The sequence below is a fragment of the Klebsiella sp. DY2415 genome (assembly GCF_026314315.1).
Lineage (GTDB): Bacteria > Pseudomonadota > Gammaproteobacteria > Enterobacterales > Enterobacteriaceae > Klebsiella > Klebsiella ornithinolytica.
In genome coordinates this window covers 675192-695533 of the sequence record NZ_CP111115.1, presented here as the reverse complement: position 1 = coordinate 695533, position 20342 = coordinate 675192, and the positions used below count along the sequence as shown (strand labels likewise).

Sequence of the window (20342 nt, the reverse complement as noted above, 5' to 3'; positions counted from 1 at the left end):
AGCAGAAAGGCAGGCCGACGGAATGTCGGCCTGTGATGCAGATTACGCCGCCGGCAGTTCAGCAAGCGGCCAGCGCGGACGGACGGTCACGCCGAGATCCGGTTTAGCGCCGGTACGCAGGCGAACCATCCCGGCATAGGCGATCATCGCGCCGTTATCGGTGCAGAACTCCGGGCGCGCATAGAACACTTCGCCGCCGCGCTTTGCCATCATCTCCGCCAGCTTCGCGCGCAGCGTGCGGTTGGCGCTCACGCCGCCGGCCATCACCAGGCGTTTAAAGCCGGTCTGCTCCAGCGCGCGACGACACTTAATCATCAGCGTATCCACCACCGCATCTTCAAACGCACGGGCGATATCTGCACGGGTCTGCTCGTCGTCATCGTTATTGCGAATAGTGTTAGCCGCAAAGGTTTTCAGGCCGGAGAAGCTGAAATCCAGACCGGGACGGTCAGTCATCGGACGGGGGAAAACAAACCGCCCTTCTTTGCCCTGAGCCGCCATCTTAGACAGCATCGGGCCGCCGGGATAATCGAGCCCCAGCAGCTTAGCGGTTTTATCGAACGCCTCCCCGGCCGCATCATCGATAGACTCGCCGAGCAGCTCGTACTGACCAATACCGGTTACGCTAATCAGCTGGGTATGGCCGCCAGAGACCAGCAGCGCCACAAACGGGAATGCGGGGGGATTATCTTCCAGCATCGGCGCCAGCAGATGCCCTTCCATATGGTGCACCGGAACCGCCGGCACGTTCCAGGCAAAGGCCAGCGAACGCCCTACCGTTGCGCCGACCAGCAGCGCGCCAACCAGGCCGGGACCTGCGGTATAGGCTACAGCATCGATCTCTTTTGCCGTCAGCCCGGCCTCTTTCAACGCCGCCTGAATCAGCGGTACGGTTTTACGCACGTGGTCGCGCGAAGCCAGCTCGGGCACCACGCCGCCGTAGTCAGCATGTAATTTCACCTGACTATACAATTGATTGGCTAGCAGGCCTTTTTCGTCGTCATAAATGGCGATGCCGGTTTCATCGCAGGATGTTTCAATACCCAGTACACGCATGTCTTGTTTTACCTCGCTCTAATACCGCGCAGTTTAGGACCAATGCGGGTTGATGTATACCCTCAGCGTGCCTGGTTGGCGCAGCGAGGCAACCGGCGCGGCGCGAAAACCCGCCCGGCGGCACGTTGCCCGCCATGCAGCGTCAGAAAGGCCTGCAGGCGGCGAAGATAAAACTTTGTTCGCCCCAGGAACAACCCTCGTGTATACTCCTCACCCTTATAAAAGTCCTTTCAAAAAAGGCAGCGGTGCTTTACAAAGCAGCAGCAATTGCAGTAAAATTCCGCACCATTTTGAAATAAGCTGGCGTTGATGCCAGCAGCAAACCGAATTAATCAAAGGTGAGAGGCACATGCCGGTAATTAAAGTACGTGAAAACGAGCCGTTCGACGTAGCTCTGCGTCGCTTCAAGCGTTCCTGTGAGAAAGCAGGTGTTCTGGCGGAAGTTCGTCGTCGTGAGTTCTATGAAAAACCGACTACCGAACGTAAGCGCGCTAAAGCTTCTGCAGTGAAACGTCACGCGAAGAAACTGGCTCGCGAAAACGCACGCCGCACTCGTCTGTACTAATCTGTTGAGGGCCAAAGCCCTCAATTCAGACTGAGTTGTTGTTGTAAGGCCGTGCTTCCGGAAGGAATGCGCGGCTTATTTTCGTTTATGCATTAGCAGATACACCGCATCATGAAAGAACGTGTTCAGCCCACGCTGAGGCCGTCTGGTGATCGTGTGTATAGTTTACGGGGCCTATGGCTGGACGAATCCCACGCGTATTTATCAATGATCTGCTGGCGCGCACCGACATCGTCGATCTGATCGACGCGCGGGTAAAGCTCAAAAAGCAGGGCAAGAACTACCACGCGTGCTGTCCATTCCATAACGAAAAAACCCCCTCTTTTACCGTCAACGGTGAAAAACAGTTTTATCACTGCTTTGGTTGCGGTGCGCACGGCAACGCTGTCGACTTCCTGATGAACTACGACAAACTCGAGTTCGTGGAGACGGTCGAAGAGCTGGCCGCCATGCACAACCTCGAAGTGCCATATGAAGCAGGCAACGGACCGAGTCAAATAGAGCGCCATCAGCGGCAAAGTCTCTATCAATTGATGGACGGTCTGAATGCGTTTTATCAACAGTCTCTGATGCAACCCGCCGCCGACCCTGCGCGCCAGTATCTGGCAAAACGTGGCTTAAGCAGCGAGGTCATTGCGCGCTTCGCGATTGGCTACGCCCCACCCGGTTGGGATAACGTCTTAAAACGTTTTGGCGGCAATCAAGAAAACCGCCAGTCGCTTATCGATGCCGGCATGCTGGTGACGAACGATAAGGGGCGCAGTTACGACCGCTTCCGCGAACGGGTGATGTTCCCTATCCGCGATAAGCGAGGCCGGGTGATTGGTTTTGGTGGTCGCGTGCTGGGCGATGCCCTGCCGAAATACCTTAACTCTCCGGAAACCGATATTTTCCATAAAGGTCGTCAGCTGTACGGCCTGTATGAAGCGCAGCAGGATAACGCCGAACCACCGCGTTTGCTGGTTGTCGAAGGCTATATGGACGTCGTGGCACTGGCGCAGTACGACATAAACTACGCCGTCGCGTCGCTGGGGACCTCGACCACCGCCGACCATATTCAGCTTTTGTTCCGGGCGACCAACCAGGTCATCTGCTGTTACGACGGCGACCGGGCTGGCCGCGATGCCGCCTGGCGGGCGCTGGAAACGGCGCTGCCGTACATGACCGATGGTCGTCAGCTACGCTTTATGTTTCTGCCCGACGGCGAAGACCCGGATACGCTGGTGCGTAAAGAGGGTAAAGCGGCGTTTGAAGCGCGGATGGAGCAGGCTCAGCCGCTCTCCACGTTTTTGTTCAACAGCCTGCTGCCGCAGGTCGACTTGAGCACCCCGGACGGGCGCGCGCAGCTCAGTACCTTAGCGCTGCCGCTCATCACCCAGGTACCGGGTGAAACGCTGCGCATTTATTTGCGTCAGGAGCTGGGCAACAAGCTGGGGATTTTAGATGACGCTCAGCTTGAACGTTTAATGCCAAAACAGACAGAAAGTGGAGCGCCACGCCCCGCGCCGCAGCTAAAACGCACGACCATGCGTATACTGATAGGACTGCTGGTGCAAAACCCGGATTTGGCGCCGCTGGTTCCGCCTTTAGAGGGCCTGGATCAGCGCAAAATGCCCGGGCTTGGCCTGTTCAGCGAACTGGTCAAAACCTGTTTGTCTCAGCCAGGTCTGACCACCGGGCAACTTTTAGAGCAGTATCGCGGTACAAATGAGGCCGCAACCCTTGAAAAACTGTCGATGTGGGACGATATAGCAGATAAAGATATCGCGGAAAAAACCTTCACCGACGCGCTCAACCATATGTTTGATTCACTGCTGGAACTGCGGCAAGAAGAGTTGATAGCTCGCGACCGCACGCACGGTTTAAGCAGTGAAGAACGCCGGGAACTCTGGACCATCAGTCAGGAGCTGGCAAAAAAATGAATTGCACGGCTTAAGTGCCGAATATCGTTCGGGAAGCCCCCGACAGCCGCGCTGAGGCGCAGCGGCAATAATATAAGTACGCCCTCGCTTTAAATGTTGGCAGTTTGTCTGTCGACACCAATCAAACGAATTAAGTGTGGATACCGTCTTATGGAGCAAAACCCGCAGTCACAGCTGAAGCTTCTTGTCCAACGTGGTAAGGAGCAAGGCTATCTGACCTATGCCGAGGTCAATGACCATCTGCCGGAAGATATCGTCGACTCCGATCAGATCGAAGACATCATCCAAATGATCAATGACATGGGCATTCAGGTGATGGAAGAAGCACCGGATGCCGATGATCTGCTGCTGGCTGAAAACAGCAACAACACCGACGAAGATGCAGAAGAAGCTGCTGCACAGGTGTTGTCCAGTGTTGAATCTGAAATCGGACGTACAACCGATCCGGTGCGCATGTACATGCGCGAAATGGGTACCGTAGAACTGCTGACGCGTGAAGGCGAAATCGACATCGCCAAGCGTATTGAAGATGGGATCAACCAGGTTCAGTGCTCCGTTGCTGAATATCCGGAAGCCATTACCTATCTGCTGGAGCAGTACGACCGCGTCGAAGCTGAAGAAGCGCGCCTGTCTGACCTGATCACCGGTTTCGTCGATCCTAACGCCGAAGAAGACCTGGCGCCAACCGCGACGCACGTCGGTTCTGAACTCTCTCAGGAAGAGATGGATGACGACGAAGACGAAGATGAAGACGACGACGACGACAGCAGCGATGACGACAACAGCATCGATCCTGAGCTGGCGCGCGAGAAATTCGCTGAACTGCGCACGCAGTACGAGCTGACCCGCGATACCATCAAAGCGAAAGGTCGTAGCCACGCCGCAGCCCAGGAAGAAATTCTCAAGCTGTCTGAGGTGTTCAAACAGTTCCGCCTGGTACCGAAACAGTTCGATTACCTGGTCGGCAGCATGCGTAGCATGATGGATCGCGTCCGTACTCAGGAACGTATCATCATGAAACTGTGCGTCGAACAGTGCAAAATGCCGAAGAAGAACTTCATCACCCTGTTCACCGGCAATGAAACCAGCGAGACCTGGTTCAACGCTGCGATCGCCATGAACAAGCCGTGGTCTGAAAAACTGCACGACGTCAAAGAAGACGTTCAGCGCGGCCTGCAGAAGCTGCAGCAGATTGAAGAAGAGACCGGCCTGACCATCGAGCAGGTTAAAGATATCAACCGTCGTATGTCCATCGGTGAAGCGAAAGCCCGCCGTGCGAAGAAAGAGATGGTTGAAGCGAACTTACGTCTGGTTATCTCTATCGCCAAGAAATACACCAACCGTGGCCTGCAGTTCCTGGATCTGATTCAGGAAGGTAACATTGGTCTGATGAAAGCGGTTGATAAGTTCGAATATCGTCGCGGCTACAAGTTCTCCACCTATGCAACCTGGTGGATCCGTCAGGCCATCACCCGCTCTATCGCGGATCAGGCGCGCACCATCCGTATTCCGGTGCATATGATTGAGACCATCAACAAGCTCAACCGTATCTCCCGCCAGATGCTGCAGGAAATGGGTCGCGAGCCGACGCCGGAAGAGCTGGCTGAACGTATGCTGATGCCGGAAGATAAAATTCGTAAAGTGCTGAAAATTGCCAAAGAGCCAATCTCCATGGAAACGCCGATCGGCGACGATGAAGATTCGCATCTGGGTGATTTCATCGAGGATACCACCCTCGAGCTGCCGCTGGACTCCGCGACCACGGAAAGCCTGCGTGCCGCCACTCACGACGTGCTGGCAGGCCTGACCGCTCGTGAAGCGAAGGTCCTGCGTATGCGTTTCGGTATCGATATGAATACTGACCACACGCTGGAAGAAGTCGGTAAACAGTTCGACGTTACCCGCGAACGTATCCGTCAGATCGAAGCGAAGGCGCTGCGCAAGCTGCGTCACCCGAGCCGTTCTGAAGTGCTGCGTAGCTTCCTCGACGATTAATCGTTGTCGGAAATAAAAAAGCTCCCTGCGGGGAGCTTTTTTTTGTCTTCCATTCACTCTGTTGCCGTCAGGGAGAGCCAGCGCCGGTCCCCGCCGCAGGCTATCGACCTCGCGATGCCAGCGCATCATCCAGTTCACGATACGCCTCCACTAGCTTATCCAGCGTCGCCCGGTTCAGTCCGCTGGGGTTGGGCAGCACCCACACTTCCGTATCGCCGATGGTCACCTGCTGCTTGCCCCAACGCGCACCGCGTACCTGAAACGCTTTCTCAAAGGCCTGTTTACCGAGAATCGCCAGCGCCCGCGGCTGATACTGTTCAATTTTCAGCACCAGCTCCCGGCCGCCGCTGCGTAGCTCCTGCAGGGCGACTTCGCTGGCCTGAACCGTCGGGCGTTCCACCAGCATAGTGATCCCGCAGCGCGTATCGAGCAGCTGCAGCTCCTCTTCAGGCTTCAGCAGACGGTCGGTAAAACCGGCCTGGTAAATCACCTTCCAGAAGCGATTACCCGGATGCGCGAAATGAAAACCAGTATGGGCAGAGGACTTCCCCGGATTGATGCCACAGAAGACCACCCGCAGGTCCGGCGCCAGAATATCGTTAATCATCTTTCCACCCGCTCAATACCTAAAAGGCGATTATAAAGGATTGAAAATGCATTGTTTATAAAAACAGCAGCCGTGCGTTTTGCGCTGGATTGCGTCTGCCAGTTACTTTATAATCCCTCGCCACGGCCCCTTAGCTCAGTGGTTAGAGCAGGCGACTCATAATCGCTTGGTCGCTGGTTCAAGTCCAGCAGGGGCCACCAAATAAAACAAGGACTTAGATAAGAAATTATCTAAGTCCTTTTTGTTTGCATTGCATTTGGACCAGGTCCCGTTTTAGCTTCAGACTTCAATCTCGGTTTTTACCCTGAAGGTTCACCAGAACACTTTCGTTTCAGATAGCCATCAGTTGCTCCAGCAATTCACCTGGTATGCTAACCCAAAACTGCCGTGACTGGCTTTTATCACAATGTCCACTTTCACCGGATGTGAAATACACGACGGACGCATTTTTGAGTCAGACACTTGTCTATTTATAGCATTTGCCCACAAACTGAAAGCCCAGAGAAAATTGCCGCAGCCTTGCTGGCATCGCTCAATAGAACTAGAATCACGGCATAACTAACGAGATAATGATCACGACGCAAAAAACATCCTCCCCTAAGATCACGAAAACGCAGCTGTTCCGCACCGTTGCCAGTTCTCCCGCGATTGAAACGGGTATTTCTGTGGAAGAAATCGAGCAGCAACTCAAACGCTTCCAGGCACAGGCGAAAGCCGTCGGGCTCGCTCGCTAATCAGGAAGAACTGAATCGCCACCGATAAACCTGAAGCTGATGAAAATCAGCGTTGAATCGAAGCGTTAAAGAAGTCTCATCGCTGAGTTGCTAAAACAGTCAGAATGCTGAGGCGCTCACGGGGCACTCAGTACAAAGTGAAAAAGGCAGCAGCATGTTCAGTCGGGAAGGAAAGGAAAAGAACCGATAAGGGACGATAAACATGATAGTGTTATTGAGCGCCAGACAGGTTCAGAATTTCCTGCCATGCTAAATACGCCAGAGCGCCAGTCTCTTATTCAGCCAGCGGAAAATACATTGCTTAGCGCGGAAATTTCAAATTATCCTGAATATTCATTAGCGGAAAAATATAAGGAGCGACGTTAGCAACGTTGCTCCTTTTTTATACCATCCTGCAGGATACCATCTTCAGAATCATTTTTTAAAAACGAGCCGCTTACACCAGCTCCCGGAGCTGCTCCCGCATATAGGAGGAGAAGTACTCTGGATTTTTAATCACGATACGGTTGCCAGCGGCGATTTTCTCCGCCCATCCGGCCACTTTATGGGTGAACCCGGAATTCCATCCCTCCCGCTCTCCTCGCACGATCACGTCTTCGGCGCTAGCCGGAACGCCTAACTCATGGAGATATTTTAAAATGCCCTTAGCCGTACTTTCATCCATTGAATGCGGAGCCGACGCCGATGTGTTCATTCCACCAATAAAATCTAACGCTTTATCTATCGCTGTTGGCATGCTCTTATCCTTAAAATTAACCACGTGATGAACATGTTTATAATATGGACCCAAGTCTGCGGGGATATCAAAGAGATCGTTGCCTTTCTTTGATTCAGACCTCAGTCAAACGTTTGCATGGCGTTTTTCTGCCCGATAAGTCCGGTGCAGCCCGTATAAACCGCCCCGTCATCCGCGACCGACAGCAAATCGCCGCTTAGATCGCGAAAAACAGCAATTGCGCCCCCAAATCGCGGAGAGTGCAGACAACTAGTCGTGATTTTTGCGCTTAAACTGGCTGGCGTCGATATCGTACTGCTTCATTTTGCGCCACAGCGTCGTGCGCCCGATGTTGAGCAGATGGGACATCTCCTGCACCCGGCCACTGGTGACGCGGGCGGCATGGATAATGGCCTCTTTTTCAATAGCGCTGAAGGTCAGGCTGGCAGGTAGCAGGGGCGAGACGGTATCGCTGCCCGGCCGCTCGGAGAAGAGATATTCCGGCAGGTTGCTCAGGCGGATATGGCCGTTATCGCTGCTGATGGCGATATTTTCAATAATGCTGTTTAACTCAAAATCATTACCCGGCCAGGAGTAGTTCACCAGCTGCGCCAGGGCATCGTCGTCCACTTTCAGGCGCGATGAAAAGCGTTTCTCCAGGCTACGCAGGCGGTTGTGTACCAGCGAGGGAATGCTGTTGCGCCGTGACCTCAGCGGCGGAATGACGATCTCAAACGAATGCAGCGCGTAATAGAGCTGGCGACTAAAGCGGTTCTGCTCCACCAGATTAGCCAGATCAACGGTGGTGGTGGCAATCACCTTAACGTCCACCGGAATCAGGCGCCGGGCATCGAGGCGGGTTAATACCCCCTGTTTAATCACCTGCAGCAGCGCGGACTGCAGCTCCGGCGCCAGGTACTCTATTTTTTCCAGAAACAGGGTGCCGCCGCTGGCCAGTTCCAGGCGGCTCAGGCGCCCGTTTTCGTCATCGGTAGGCGCGCTACCCATAAAATCCTGGCCCAGCGCGCTGTCGGCATACAGCTGACAGTTGACGGCAATATAAGGCCCGCCCGCCCGTTCGCTTTCATTATGAATGGCCTGGGCGACCAGCTCCTTACCCACCCCTTCTTCCCCACAGAGCAGGACCGGAAAACCGCCCCGCGCCGCCTGACGGCCAAAATGAATCAGCCGTCGCGTTTCCGGATCGTCCGAGGACATCTGCGCAAAAGTGTGGCTCACTTTGCCTAACTGGCTGGTCATCAGCTGGCGCATCTGCTCCACCGGGTGCAGCAGTAAAATAAAGCTATTGCCCTGCTCTTCGACGATGGGCTTGAGGGTAATGACGGCATCGATAAACTGATGCTGGCTCTCAAACGTCACTTCCGCATGGTTCAGCGCGCGCGCGTGCTTAATGGCCCGGCGCAGCAGCGCCGGCAGCGTCACCAGTTCGTTAATATTTTTCCCCTGGCTGGTCTGGGCATCAAGATGCAGGAGCGTCGCGGCCTGGACATTAAGAAACTGCAATACCCCCTGCTCATTCCACGCCATCACGCCATCATCCATGCTCTCCAGCAGGCCATACATCTGGTTGAGATGACGGTTAGATTCGGCCAGCAGGCTGTCGGTCAACAGCGAGTTGCCCACTTCCCGGGCGATAGCCAGCGTCAGAGACAAATCAGAGGAGGCCTGCTGTTCGATCAAACAGCACAGCGAGATGGAGCCAAACAGGCGACCGTGGTTATCAAACACCGGCGTGGAGCTAAATGACCACCCGTGCAGCGCCTGTTTAAAGTGTTGCTCGCCGGTGGTTTTCACCGGTTGCCCCAGCATCGAGGCCAGCGAGAGCGCGCAGCTGCCGATAATGCTTTCCGCGCAGTAGCTGCCGTCAAGAAAACCGAGTTCCGCGAGCTGCGCCAGCGTCTGCGGTTCGCCGCAGCGGCTGAGGATACAGGCGGACTCATCGAGGATAAACAACGCGCAGGGTCGGCTATCCATAAACTCCCAGGCATCTTCCAGCGCCGCCTGGCCGATGGTCAGCAGCGCGGTTTTACGCCGGCAGATCGATTCGAAGGTCAGCCCCTGCGCCTGATGCGGCGCCTGCCAGGTCTCCCTCGGCATAAACCGGCTGCAACGCTGCCACGACTGACTGATAACGGAAGATACTGTTTTTCCGGAGTCCTGAGTCTGCGCCGCCATTTCCTTTTCCACTGTTTAAAATAGATAACCCCTCCGGCAGAGACTGTCGGAGGGGAGAATACGCTTCACCCTGCAAAAAGCAGGTCAGCGAGACGTTAACGCGCCAGCCACTGCTGACCGAGCAAATCGGCCGTCAGGATCGCGGCGTAAACGCTGTCTGCCGTCACCGGGAATGGCATGTTATGGATCGTTTCGCCTTCCGCGCAGGTCGCTTTCGCGACCGCCTGAATTTTACCTTCAATGCCCTCTTTGACGCCCATTTGCGCCAGGGTCACCGGCAGACCGACTTTCTGGCAGAAGCCCAGCACCGTTTCAATCTCTTCCATCGGGCTGTTTTGCAGCACCAGCTGCGCCAGAGTGCCAAACGCCACTTTTTCGCCGTGGTACAGATGATGGCACTCTTCCAGAATAGTGAAGCCGTTATGAATGGCGTGCGCCGCGGCCAGCCCGCTGCTTTCAAACCCAATTCCGCTGAGGTAGGTATTGGCTTCGACAATGCGCTCCAGCGCATCCGTCACCACGCCAGCCTGCGCTGCCAGGCGCGCTTTTTCGCCTTCGGCCAGCAGCGTATCATAGCACAGGCGAGCCAGGCTCAACGCCGCCGCCGTGGACTGTCCGCCGGCCATACTGGTCGCTCTGGCATCAAAACAGGCCTTCGCTTCAAACCAGGTCGAGAGCGCATCGCCCATCCCGGCCACCAGCAGGCGCACCGGCGCTTTGGCAATAATTGCCGTATCCATGACCACCATATCCGGGTTTTTCGGATAGATCAGATACTCTTCAAACTCACCGGCTTCGGTGTAGATAACCGACAGCGCGCTGGTTGGCGCATCGGTAGAGGCAATCGTCGGGATCACCACCACCGGCAGCTTCTGGTAGAAGCCAATGGCTTTAGCGGTATCGAGCGTCTTCCCGCCGCCAATCCCTACCACGCCGCGGCAGCCGTGCTGCTGCAGAATGGCAATCAGGCGGTTGATCTCCGCGTGGCTGCATTCACCGTTAAAACGGGCCGCGTGGCAGCTTAAACCGTGGTTATGCAGGCCATTGAGTACTTTGTCCCCCGCCAGCTTCATCACGAAGTCATCGGCAATCACAAAAAAGCTGTCCGCCAGATTTTTGGCATACTGACCAAAAAGCGTGGATGCGTCAGGACCCTGAAGATATTTGGCCGGAGATTGAATAACTTTTAGCATTCCTTTCACCCTCAAATAAGTGCATGTTTTACATGATGAGCCCTGGCGTCATCCTGTTCAGCCTGCGGTTCATGGCGGAAACGGGATCGTGACCGGAGCGATGCAAACACTGTAGGGCGAGCGGTGAACAAAAAAATTTTTCCCGTTTTTGTTCTGATATGAAACAGAGAATATTTTTTACCGTTCCATATTGGAACATCAATTGCCGGAAAACGCCGGGATTGCGATCCCGATCCGGCCATTCGCCGTCCTGCGACAAAAAAAAACGGCTAATCTGCCAACGTTGATCCCCTCGACAGCAGAAAACAGATAAAAAAAGGATCCGCCTCCCCCGTAGACAGCGGGGGAACGCAGGGCGAAAAAACCGCCTTAGCTCGCATTTTTCTCTTTTCATCGGCGATAACGTTTCATAACGGAACAAAAATAAATAACCACGTTCCGTTATGAAACTCGTTTTCGCGACATTTTTTTTTCCGTTAACTCAGCCAGAATCATAACGTCGCCGGGTAGTTCTTCACGCCAGACGATACCCCTACACGATGACCGCCTCCGTGGGTAGAGAGGCCGCATCGCATCACTCCGACGGAGCATAAATAATGAAAAAATTGATTAACCGTGTCGAAGATGTACTGAGTGAACAACTGCTTGGCCTCGCCAGAGCCCATCCTGAATTAACGCTGCATCAGGACCCGGTGTATGTCACCCGCGCCGATGCGCCGGTGGCCGGGAAAGTGGCGCTGCTCTCCGGCGGCGGCAGCGGACACGAGCCGATGCACTGCGGCTATATTGGCAAAGGTATGCTTGCCGGCGCCTGTCCGGGCGAGATTTTCACCTCCCCGACCCCGGATAAAATGTTCGAGTGCGCGATGAATATCGACGGCGGCGAAGGCGTGCTGCTGATCATCAAAAACTACACCGGGGATATCCTTAATTTCGAAACCGCCACCGAGCTGCTGCACGAAAGCGGCGTCAAGGTGACCACCGTGGTGATCGATGACGACGTGGCGGTCAAAGACAGCCTCTACACCGCCGGACGCCGCGGCGTCGCCAACACCGTGCTGGTTGAGAAGCTGGTCGGCGCGGCGGCCGAACGCGGCGATTCGCTGGAAGCCTGCGCTGAACTGGGCCGCAAGCTTAACAACCTCGGCCACTCCATCGGTGTGGCGCTGGGCGCCTGCACCGTGCCGGCCGCCGGACAGCCGTCATTCGAATTACAGGATAATGAGATGGAGTTCGGCGTCGGTATCCACGGCGAGCCGGGTATCGACCGTCGCCCCTTCAGCTCTCTCGACCGCACCGTTGATGAGATGTTCGACACCTTGCTGGAGAACGGCACCTACAGCCGCACGCTGCGTCAGTGGGACACCGTCAAAGGGCGCTGGCAGGACGTCACGCAAAGCAAACAGGCGCTGCAGCAAGGCGACCGCGTCATCGCGCTGGTCAATAACCTTGGCGCCACCCCGCTGTCGGAGCTGTACGGCGTATACAACCGACTGGCCACCCGCTGCGAGGAGAACGGCATCACGATCGAACGCAACCTCATCGGCAGCTACTGTACCTCGCTGGATATGGTGGGCTTCTCCCTCACTCTGCTGAAAGTCGATGACGACACGCTGGCATTATGGGACGCCCCCGTTCATACCCCGGCACTGAACTGGGGCCATTAAGGAGCACGACATGTCACTGAACAGAACGCAAATCGTTAACTGGCTCTATCGCTGCGGCGACATTTTTACCAAAGAGAAAGATTTTCTGACCGGCCTGGATAAAGAGATTGGCGATGCCGACCACGGTCTGAACATGTATCGCGGCTTCAGCAAGGTGGTGGAAAAACTGCCGTCCATTGCCGATAAAGACATCGGTTTTATTCTTAAGAACACCGGAATGACGCTGCTCTCCAACGTCGGCGGCGCCAGCGGCCCGCTGTTCGGCACCTTCTTTATTCGCGCCGCCCAGGTGACGCAGGCCCACCAGAGTCTGACCCTCGACGAGCTGTACCAGATGATGCGCGAAGGGGCCGACGGCGTGGTCAACCGGGGGAAAGCGGAACCCGGTGATAAAACCATGTGCGACGTCTGGCTGCCGGTCGTCGAGTCACTGCGCCAGTCCAGCGAACAGCACCTGTCGGTTCAGCATGCGCTGGATGCCGCCGCGATACAGGCAGAGGAAGCCGCCCGTTCTACCATCACCATGCAGGCCCGCAAAGGCCGCGCCAGCTACCTCGGCGAACGCAGCATCGGGCATCAGGATCCGGGCGCAACCTCGGTGATGTTCATGATTCAGGCGCTGGCTGCTTCAGCCAAAGAGTAAGGATAACGCGATGGTAAACCTGGTGATTGTTTCTCATAGCGCCCGACTGGGCGAAGGTGTCGGAGAACTGGCCCGGCAGATGTTAACTGGCGACGGCTGCAAGCTGGCGATCGCCGCCGGCATTGACGATCCTGAAAACCCGATCGGCACCGATCCGATTAAGGTGATGGAGGCCATTGAATCCGTTGCCGATACCGACCACGTGCTGGTGATGATGGATATCGGCAGCGCCCTGCTCAGCGCGGAAACCGCGCTGGATCTCCTCGATCCGGCGATCGCGGCGAAGGTTCGCCTGTGCGCCGCGCCGCTGGTCGAAGGCACGCTGGCGGCAACGGTCAGCGCCGCCACCGGATCGAATATCGATAAAGTGATCGCCGACGCCATGAACGCCCTGGAAGCTAAGCGCGTACAGCTGGGGTTACCATCGCTCGCACAGAACGGCCCCGAGGCCACGCCAATGGCCGACGATCTCAGCGGCGAGTCCGTCTCGGTGGTCATTAAAAACCATAACGGCTTACACGTTCGTCCGGCATCGCGGCTGGTAGCCGCGTTATCCGGATTCAATGCCGATCTGGTGCTGGAGAAAGGCGGCAAATGCGTCTCACCGGACAACATTAACCAGATTGCCCTGTTGCAGGTACGCTGCAACGATACATTAAGGCTGCTGGCCCGCGGGCCAGATGCCGAAGCGGCGCTGGCGGCATTTCAGGCGCTGGCAGCGGAGAACTTTGGCGAGCAGCCGGACGCCGCGCCAGCGGTTTTTGCCCCCGTCGCCGCGCGTGTTCAGGGCAAAGCGCTCCGCTATCCGCTGCCTGCCCTCCGGCCAGTCCGGCAAACCGGCGCCGACATCGCTAACGAACAGCGGCGCCTGCAGCAGGCGATCGGCCAGACGCTGGACGATCTCAATGCGCTGACCTCCCTGGCGGAAGAGCGCTATTCTGCCGATATCGCGGCCATTTTCTCCGGCCATCACACGCTGCTCGACGACCCGGATCTCTATGAAGACGCCTGCGATATCCTGCGCCAGGAACAATGCAATGCGGAGTGGGCGTGGTATCAGGTGCTGGCCGACCTCAGCCAGCAGTACCGCCAGCTGAACGATGCCTATCTGCAGGCGCGCTATATTGATATCGACGATCTGCTCCACCGGACTTTGCGTCATCTGCAAGGCCGCAGCGAAGCGCCGCTGGCGGTGCATGAGCCGACGATTATCATCGCCGACGATCTCTTTCCTTCCACCGTCTTGCAGCTGGATCCTCGTCTGGTCAAGGGGATTTGTCTGCGGGAAGGGAGCGAGGCATCCCACGGCGCGATCATCGCCCGTCAGGCCGGGATCGTCTGCCTGTGTCGGCAGGGAGAGGCCCTGAAGCAGATAGGCGATGGTGAATCCCTTACGCTGGATGTCGCCGGAAAACGCGTTCTCCGCACATAGCTGTCCATTCGTCACTCTCTGTACTCCATTCTTCACGCCGGAGGCTCCGCCTCCGGGGATTGTGTTTCGCTCAACCACCAGGAACCGTTATGTCTCAATTCTTTTTTAATCAGCGCACCCGCCTCGTCGACGATGTTATTGAAGGAACGATCGTTGCCAGCCCGTGGAACAACCTGGCACGTCTGGAGAGCGATCCGGCGATTCGCGTGGTCGTTCGTCGCGATCTCAACAAAAGCAACGTCGCCATCATCTCCGGCGGCGGCTCCGGCCATGAGCCGGCCCACGTTGGGTTTATCGGTAAAGGGATGCTCACCGCCGCGGTGTGCGGCGATATTTTTGCCTCCCCGAGCGTTGATGCGGTGCTGACCGCCATTCAGGCGGTGACCGGCGAAGCGGGCTGTCTGCTGATCGTCAAAAACTATACCGGCGATCGCCTTAACTTTGGCCTCGCCGCCGAGAAAGCCCGTCGCCTGGGTTACAACGTCGAAATGCTGATTGTCGGCGACGATATTTCGCTACCGGATAACAAGCATCCGCGCGGGATTGCCGGCACCATCCTGGTGCATAAAGTGGCCGGTTATTTTGCCGAACGTGGCTACAATCTTGCTACCGTGCTGCGCGAGGCCCGATATGCGGCAGACAAGATCCGCACGCTGGGCCTCGCGCTCTCCAGTTGCCATCTGCCGCAGGAGGCTGAAACGGCACCGCGCCACCATCCCGATCGGGCAGAGCTGGGCATGGGCATCCATGGCGAACCCGGCGCCTCGGTCATCGCCACCCAGAACAGCGCGCAGATTGTCCGCCTGATGGTGGAGAAACTGACCGCCGCCCTGCCACAAACCGGCCGTCTGGCGGTGATGCTGAACAACCTCGGCGGCGTGTCGGTTGCGGAAATGGCGATTCTGACGCGTGAGCTGGCCGACACGTCGCTCCATCAGCGGATCGACTGGCTGATTGGCCCGGCGTCGCTGGTGACGGCGCTGGATATGAAAGGTTTCTCGATAACCGCCATCGTACTGGAGGAGAGCATTGAAAAAGCGCTGCTTTCCGCTGTGGAAACGGCCAGCTGGCAGGCGCCGGTGCAGCCACGAACCATTGAGGTGATGCCCTCTTCGCTGCGCAGCACCCGCGTGGCGTTCCAGCCTTCGGACAATCACGTCGTGGCGGGCTATGTCAAGCGGATAACCGGTACCTTGTCTGACCTGGAGGCGCACCTGAATGCGCTGGATGCCAAAGTCGGCGATGGCGATACCGGCTCCACCTTTGCCGCTGGCGCGCGCGATATTGCCGACCTGCTGCAACGCCAGCAGTTGCCGTTGGGCGATCTCGCGACCCTGTTCGCCCTGATCGGCGAACGTCTGACCGTGGTGATGGGCGGTTCCAGCGGCGTGCTGATGTCGATCTTCTTTACCGCCGCCGGGCAGAAGCTGGAGCAAGGCGCCGGCGTCGCGGAAGCGTTAAACGCCGGTCTGGCGCAAATGAAGTTTTACGGCGGTGCGGATGAGGGCGATCGCACGATGATCGATGCGCTGCAGCCGGCGCTGGCGTCGCTGCTTGTCGCACCGACGGATTTACAGGCGGCGTTTGCCGCTGCGGAAGCGGGCGCCGAGCGCACCTGCCACGCCAGTAAAGCCAACGCCGGGCGCGCGTCGTACCTTAACAGCGACAGCCTGCTGGGCAATATGGATCCGGGCGCCCACGCGGTCGCGCAGGTCTTCAAAACGCTGGCGGAACAACGCTAAGGCGGCGTCCTCCGCAGCGGAATATCCCGGCGACGCGACGCTGAGCCGGGCGACAGAACAGAATAGCCGCTATCCCGGGCAACGCGCTGACGCCGTAGCCCGGGCATCAGGCTATTTACTGTGCCAGTAGGCCTGGGAACGCACCAGCTGCGGGTCAATTTCATCATTTTCAAACCGACCGAGCAGTGATTTCACCACCGCGCCTTCACCGGTCACCCAGATAAAATAATCTTCCGCAGGCACGCTCACCTGCGCCAGACGTTCAGCCACCACGGACGAATGATGGCCGACGATCCACTCAATATTAAAGCCCTGCAGATCCGCCAGATAATCTTGATACGATGCCTCGCCGATCGTCACCAGCGCCGTAACCTGCGGGCGCACGGGCAGGCGGCTAAGGCCCAGCAGACGGCGGCGCAGCGCAGGCATACCGGATTCATCGCAGACATACAGCTGCCAGGCATAATCCTCTGGCACCACCAGCGAACCACGTGGCCCACCAATCACCAGCTTATCGCCGACGTTTGCCGCCAGCGCCCAGCTGCTGGCAATACCGCCGTCATGGATGAAGAAGTCATAGGCCAGTTCATGACGTTCGGCATCATACAGCGGCGTGTAGTCGCGAGTTGCCGGACGGACGCCTTCCCCCCAGTTAATGCCCTCTTCCGTCACCTGCGGCGGTGTAAACGCAGTACCGGCTTGCGGGAAAAAGAGTTTGGTATGGTCGTCAAAACCCTGGGAGACAAAACCTTCCAGCGCCTCTCCGCCCAGCACAATGCGCTGGAAGGCGGCGCCGACGCGCTCAACGCGCAGCACGGTTAACTCGCGAAAACGCAGCTCATTGCGAACGCGTTTCGGGTACTGAGGTTCTTTCGTTTTTATCATCGTCATTCGCCTTCGTGAGATTTATAGATATATCTAAACTTTACCCAAATGATAATGATTGCCATTAAAAAAGAATGCAAGTTTTTTTTGATATAGCCGTGACAAAAAGCAACAAAGTACAACAAACAAAATAAAAACATTTAAAATCAAATAATTATTAAAATATTCAGATTCATGCTTGCTAAGTATTAATTTTTAGATATAGATTAGATATATCAAAACATACAGGAGCAAACTATGCGACATCATCATGAAGAAGGTCGAGGGCCACGTGGCCACCACGGTGAACACAGCGAACGCGGGGAGCATGGCCGCCGGGGCGGCGAACATGGCGAACACGGTCGCCGGGGTGGCGGCGGCGGCGGACGCCGTCAGCGTTTCTTCGGCCATGGCGAACTGCGTCTGGTGATCCTCGACATCCTCACCCGCAACGCCAGCCACGGCTACGAATTGATTAAAGAGATAGAAAACCTGACCCAGGGCAACTACAGCCCGAGTCCGGGTGTGATCTATCCAACTCTTGATCTCCTTCAGGATCAGGGTCTTATCAGCGTCGAAGAGGAAAATGGCCGCAAAAAAATCGCCATAACCGCAGAGGGCAGCCTCCTGCATGCCGAGAATCAGGAACAGCTCGGCCATATCCAGGAACGTTTGCAGGCCCGTATGGTCGGCTGTGAACTGCGCAAAAACCCGCAAATGAAGCGGGCGCTGGAGAACTTTAAAGCCGTACTGGATTTAAAGGTAAATCAACAGGCCATCAGCGAGACTCAGCTGAAACAGATTGTCGCCGTCATTGACCGCGCGGCAATGGAGATTTCCCAGCTCGATTAACCCCTCCGGGGGGATGCCAGTCCCCCCTCCTGCCCCCATATTGGGCAATCTGCACCACCAGGCAGCACGCACGGGGCTCCCTCCCGGCGGGTAACGTCCCCCGTTCAGGAGTAAAACATGCCAAAAATATCGCCGTGAGATTAAATTTCGCGCAAATGCGCTTTCGCGCTGCGTTTATCCCGATTTTCAGCTCCCGTGCCGAAGTGGCGTAATCCCTGCAATACTTAATTCAGTATCATGTGATACGCCCGTCCCAGGAGCTCACTTTGAACAGGTTACCTTCCAGCGCATCGGCTCTGGCCTGCAGCGCACACGCACTGAATCTCATTGAGAAGCGAACGCTTGATCATGAGGAGATGAAAGCACTTAACCAGGAGGTCAGGGAATATTTTAAAGAGCATGTGAATCCCGGTTTTTTAGAGTACCGAAAATCGGTTACTGCTGGCGGGGATTACGGAGCCGTAGAGTGGCAAGCGGGAGGGTTAAATACGCTTGTCGACACTCAGGGACAAGAGTTTGTCGATTGCCTGGGTGGCTTTGGAATTTTTAATGTAGGGCACCGTAATCCAGTTGTCATTTCCGCCGTCGAGCATCAGCTCGCGAAACAACCTCTTCATAGCCAGGAACTGCTTGACCCGCTGCGGGCCATGCTGGCAAAAACGCTGGCGGCGTTAACCCCCGGCAAGCTGAAATACAGCTTCTTCTGTAACAGCGGCACAGAGTCGGTCGAAGCGGCGCTGAAACTCGCTAAAGCCTACCAGTCGCCGCGCGGTAAATTTACGTTTGTGGCCACCAGCGGCGCTTTTCATGGTAAGTCGCTGGGCGCGCTATCGGCCACCGCGAAATCGACATTCCGTAAGCCTTTTATGCCGCTACTTCCAGGGTTCCGTCACGTGCCGTTTGGCGATATCAACGCGATGCGTACGCTGCTGAGCGAGTGTAAAAAAACCGGTGATGATGTCGCGGCGGTGATCCTTGAGCCAATACAGGGCGAAGGGGGCGTGATTCTGCCGCCGCAGGGCTACCTGCCCGCGGTGCGTAAGCTGTGCGATGAATTTGGCGCGCTGCTGATCCTCGACGAAGTGCAAACCGGCATGGGGCGTACCGGCAAAATGTTTGCCTGCGAGCACGAAAACGTTCAGCCGGACATTCTGTGTCTTGCCAAAGCGCTCGGCGGCGGCGTTATGCCCATTGGGGCGACGATTGCCACCGAAGAGGTGTTCTCGGTGCTGTTCGACAACCCGTTCCTGCACACCACCACCTTCGGCGGTAATCCGCTGGCCTGTGCCGCAGCGCTGGCCACGATCAACGTCCTGCTGACGCAGAATCTGCCGGCCCAGGCGGAACAGAAAGGTGAGCTGCTGTTAAACGGCTTCCATCAACTGTCCCGTGAGTATCCGGATCTGGTAAATGAAGTTCGCGGTAAAGGGATGCTGATGGCGATTGAGTTCGTGGATAACGAGATCGGCTATAACTTCGCCAGCGAGATGTTCCGCCAGCGGGTTCTGGTGGCCGGCACGTTAAATAATGCCAAAACCATTCGCATCGAACCGCCGCTGACGCTGACGATTGAGCAGTGCGAACTGGTGCTCAGCGCGGCGCGTCAGGCGCTGGCTGCACTGCGGGTTGCCGTAGAAGAGGCCTGATGCTCTCTACTCTTCGCTGTCCTCTCCCCATCGGGGAGAGGCGCTTTTCCTGCGGTATCGCCGATGTCCTAACGCAGAGAAACGAAGCTTAAACCACCCGTACGCCAGGTGGCATCAGACGCTCCGGCGTCAGCAGCACGCTTTCGCTGCCATCCTCAGTCTCTGCGCACAGCAGCATGCACTCCGACGTTTCACCCCGCATTTTGGCCTTCGCCAGATTGCACAGCACCACCACCGTTTTTCCCAACAGCTCCTGTTCGCTGTAGTAAGGCACCAGGCTTGTCACCGTTTGCAAGATACGCTCACCAATATCAATCTTCGCGATATACAGCTTATCGGCATTCTCATGCCGTTTAACCTCAACAATCTTCCCGGTACGCATTTCCAGTCTGGCAAAATCATCGTAAGCAACAGTATCCATCGTTTACCTCCAGTAAAATTTTAGTAAAATATAGCAAGTTTAATTATTTGTTCAGCATCCCGCTGACAGGAATGTTACTTCCGTCACTCTTT

General features: G+C 56.4%; 17 protein-coding genes and 1 tRNA gene. 11 read left to right on the top strand and 7 right to left on the bottom strand.

Annotated elements, in window-relative coordinates; translation table 11 throughout:
• Positions 1-42: 42 nt before the first annotated feature.
• Positions 43-1056, bottom strand: a complete 1014-nt coding sequence (gene tsaD / locus OQV00_RS03320) for a tRNA (adenosine(37)-N6)-threonylcarbamoyltransferase complex transferase subunit TsaD (RefSeq protein ID WP_004867835.1) — start codon at positions 1054-1056, stop codon at positions 43-45.
• Between the two features lie 349 nt (positions 1057-1405).
• Here tsaD and rpsU point away from each other — a divergent pair, with 349 nt between their 5' ends.
• The 3 genes from rpsU to rpoD all read left to right on the top strand — a co-directional run bounded on the left by rpsU (position 1406) and on the right by rpoD (position 5538).
• Positions 1406-1621: a 30S ribosomal protein S21 gene (gene rpsU / locus OQV00_RS03315; protein WP_001144069.1), complete on the top strand. Its 216-nt coding sequence runs from the start codon at positions 1406-1408 to the stop codon at positions 1619-1621.
• A gap of 176 nt (positions 1622-1797) precedes the next feature.
• Complete coding sequence (dnaG, locus tag OQV00_RS03310; RefSeq protein WP_004867839.1) at positions 1798-3543, top strand: DNA primase; 1746 nt, start codon at positions 1798-1800, stop codon at positions 3541-3543.
• Positions 3544-3693: 150 nt separating this feature from the next.
• Entirely contained in the window at positions 3694-5538 is a 1845-nt protein-coding gene (rpoD, locus tag OQV00_RS03305; protein ID WP_004867842.1) for an RNA polymerase sigma factor RpoD, read from the top strand.
• Positions 5539-5638: 100 nt separating this feature from the next.
• On the opposite strand, the gene mug is transcribed toward rpoD, so the two are convergent.
• The gene (gene mug, locus OQV00_RS03300; RefSeq protein ID WP_004867844.1) at positions 5639-6145 is read right to left on the bottom strand and encodes a G/U mismatch-specific DNA glycosylase; all 507 of its coding nucleotides are present in this window, start codon (positions 6143-6145) and stop codon (positions 5639-5641) included.
• A 124-nt stretch (positions 6146-6269) separates the two neighbouring features.
• On the opposite strand from mug, the gene OQV00_RS03295 reads away from it, so the two are divergent.
• Positions 6270-6345, top strand: a tRNA-Ile gene (locus tag OQV00_RS03295).
• 369 nt (positions 6346-6714) lie between these two features.
• Entirely contained in the window at positions 6715-6879 is a 165-nt protein-coding gene (locus OQV00_RS03290) for a hypothetical protein (RefSeq protein WP_015585695.1), read from the top strand.
• Between the two features lie 436 nt (positions 6880-7315).
• Here the strand turns inward: OQV00_RS03290 and OQV00_RS03285 are convergent, their stop codons facing one another.
• The 3 genes from OQV00_RS03285 to OQV00_RS03275 form a co-directional block, all read right to left on the bottom strand.
• Positions 7316-7639 carry a DUF1889 family protein gene (locus OQV00_RS03285; protein ID WP_071824665.1) on the bottom strand — a complete coding sequence of 108 codons (324 nt, stop codon included), beginning with the start codon at positions 7637-7639 and terminating at the stop codon, positions 7316-7318.
• 225 nt (positions 7640-7864) lie between these two features.
• On the bottom strand, positions 7865-9790 hold the full coding sequence (dhaR, locus tag OQV00_RS03280; RefSeq protein ID WP_004867848.1) for a dihydroxyacetone kinase operon transcriptional regulator DhaR: 1926 nt from the start codon (positions 9788-9790) through the stop codon (positions 7865-7867).
• Positions 9791-9885: 95 nt separating this feature from the next.
• Positions 9886-10983 carry a glycerol dehydrogenase gene (locus OQV00_RS03275; RefSeq protein ID WP_004867850.1) on the bottom strand — a complete coding sequence of 366 codons (1098 nt, stop codon included), beginning with the start codon at positions 10981-10983 and terminating at the stop codon, positions 9886-9888.
• 596 nt (positions 10984-11579) lie between these two features.
• Between OQV00_RS03275 and dhaK the strand changes: the two genes are divergently transcribed.
• The 4 genes from dhaK to OQV00_RS03255 all read left to right on the top strand — a co-directional run bounded on the left by dhaK (position 11580) and on the right by OQV00_RS03255 (position 16467).
• On the top strand, positions 11580-12650 hold the full coding sequence (gene dhaK, locus OQV00_RS03270) for a dihydroxyacetone kinase subunit DhaK (RefSeq protein ID WP_004867852.1): 1071 nt from the start codon (positions 11580-11582) through the stop codon (positions 12648-12650).
• Positions 12651-12660: 10 nt separating this feature from the next.
• Positions 12661-13293, top strand: coding sequence for a dihydroxyacetone kinase subunit DhaL (gene dhaL, locus OQV00_RS03265; protein WP_004867854.1), 633 nt, complete (start codon positions 12661-12663; stop codon positions 13291-13293).
• Positions 13294-13303: 10 nt separating this feature from the next.
• Positions 13304-14725, top strand: coding sequence for a dihydroxyacetone kinase phosphoryl donor subunit DhaM (gene dhaM / locus OQV00_RS03260; RefSeq protein WP_266279833.1), 1422 nt, complete (start codon positions 13304-13306; stop codon positions 14723-14725).
• 89 nt (positions 14726-14814) lie between these two features.
• Complete coding sequence (locus OQV00_RS03255; protein WP_137056151.1) at positions 14815-16467, top strand: glycerone kinase; 1653 nt, start codon at positions 14815-14817, stop codon at positions 16465-16467.
• A 111-nt stretch (positions 16468-16578) separates the two neighbouring features.
• On the opposite strand, the gene OQV00_RS03250 is transcribed toward OQV00_RS03255, so the two are convergent.
• Positions 16579-17352 carry a siderophore-interacting protein gene (locus OQV00_RS03250; RefSeq protein WP_004867861.1) on the bottom strand — a complete coding sequence of 258 codons (774 nt, stop codon included), beginning with the start codon at positions 17350-17352 and terminating at the stop codon, positions 16579-16581.
• Positions 17353-17589: 237 nt separating this feature from the next.
• Here OQV00_RS03250 and OQV00_RS03245 point away from each other — a divergent pair, with 237 nt between their 5' ends.
• Both OQV00_RS03245 and ygjG read left to right on the top strand, forming a co-directional pair.
• Positions 17590-18183, top strand: a complete 594-nt coding sequence (locus OQV00_RS03245; RefSeq protein ID WP_004867865.1) for a PadR family transcriptional regulator — start codon at positions 17590-17592, stop codon at positions 18181-18183.
• A gap of 266 nt (positions 18184-18449) precedes the next feature.
• The gene (gene ygjG / locus OQV00_RS03240) at positions 18450-19829 is read left to right on the top strand and encodes a putrescine aminotransferase (RefSeq protein ID WP_064359227.1); all 1380 of its coding nucleotides are present in this window, start codon (positions 18450-18452) and stop codon (positions 19827-19829) included.
• An 88-nt stretch (positions 19830-19917) separates the two neighbouring features.
• On the opposite strand, the gene OQV00_RS03235 is transcribed toward ygjG, so the two are convergent.
• Positions 19918-20250 carry a tRNA-binding protein gene (locus tag OQV00_RS03235; RefSeq protein ID WP_065907099.1) on the bottom strand — a complete coding sequence of 111 codons (333 nt, stop codon included), beginning with the start codon at positions 20248-20250 and terminating at the stop codon, positions 19918-19920.
• Positions 20251-20342: the final 92 nt, after the last annotated feature.

What these genes read in the sequence shown, in the direction of transcription:
- tsaD (WP_004867835.1), bottom strand. Translation starts at nt 1,056, where the DNA reads ATGCGTGTACTGGGTATTGAAACATCCTGCGATGAAACCGGCATCGCC.
- OQV00_RS03290 (WP_015585695.1), top strand. Translation starts at nt 6,715, where the DNA reads ATGATCACGACGCAAAAAACATCCTCCCCTAAGATCACGAAAACGCAG.
- dhaK (WP_004867852.1), top strand. Translation starts at nt 11,580, where the DNA reads ATGAAAAAATTGATTAACCGTGTCGAAGATGTACTGAGTGAACAACTG.
- OQV00_RS03245 (WP_004867865.1), top strand. Translation starts at nt 17,590, where the DNA reads ATGCGACATCATCATGAAGAAGGTCGAGGGCCACGTGGCCACCACGGT.
- OQV00_RS03235 (WP_065907099.1), bottom strand. Translation starts at nt 20,250, where the DNA reads ATGGATACTGTTGCTTACGATGATTTTGCCAGACTGGAAATGCGTACC.
- dnaG (WP_004867839.1), top strand. Translation starts at nt 1,798, where the DNA reads ATGGCTGGACGAATCCCACGCGTATTTATCAATGATCTGCTGGCGCGC.
- dhaM (WP_266279833.1), top strand. Translation starts at nt 13,304, where the DNA reads ATGGTAAACCTGGTGATTGTTTCTCATAGCGCCCGACTGGGCGAAGGT.
- dhaL (WP_004867854.1), top strand. Translation starts at nt 12,661, where the DNA reads ATGTCACTGAACAGAACGCAAATCGTTAACTGGCTCTATCGCTGCGGC.
- rpsU (WP_001144069.1), top strand. Translation starts at nt 1,406, where the DNA reads ATGCCGGTAATTAAAGTACGTGAAAACGAGCCGTTCGACGTAGCTCTG.
- rpoD (WP_004867842.1), top strand. Translation starts at nt 3,694, where the DNA reads ATGGAGCAAAACCCGCAGTCACAGCTGAAGCTTCTTGTCCAACGTGGT.
- OQV00_RS03275 (WP_004867850.1), bottom strand. Translation starts at nt 10,983, where the DNA reads ATGCTAAAAGTTATTCAATCTCCGGCCAAATATCTTCAGGGTCCTGAC.
- OQV00_RS03250 (WP_004867861.1), bottom strand. Translation starts at nt 17,352, where the DNA reads ATGATAAAAACGAAAGAACCTCAGTACCCGAAACGCGTTCGCAATGAG.
- OQV00_RS03255 (WP_137056151.1), top strand. Translation starts at nt 14,815, where the DNA reads ATGTCTCAATTCTTTTTTAATCAGCGCACCCGCCTCGTCGACGATGTT.
- dhaR (WP_004867848.1), bottom strand. Translation starts at nt 9,790, where the DNA reads ATGGCGGCGCAGACTCAGGACTCCGGAAAAACAGTATCTTCCGTTATC.
- mug (WP_004867844.1), bottom strand. Translation starts at nt 6,145, where the DNA reads ATGATTAACGATATTCTGGCGCCGGACCTGCGGGTGGTCTTCTGTGGC.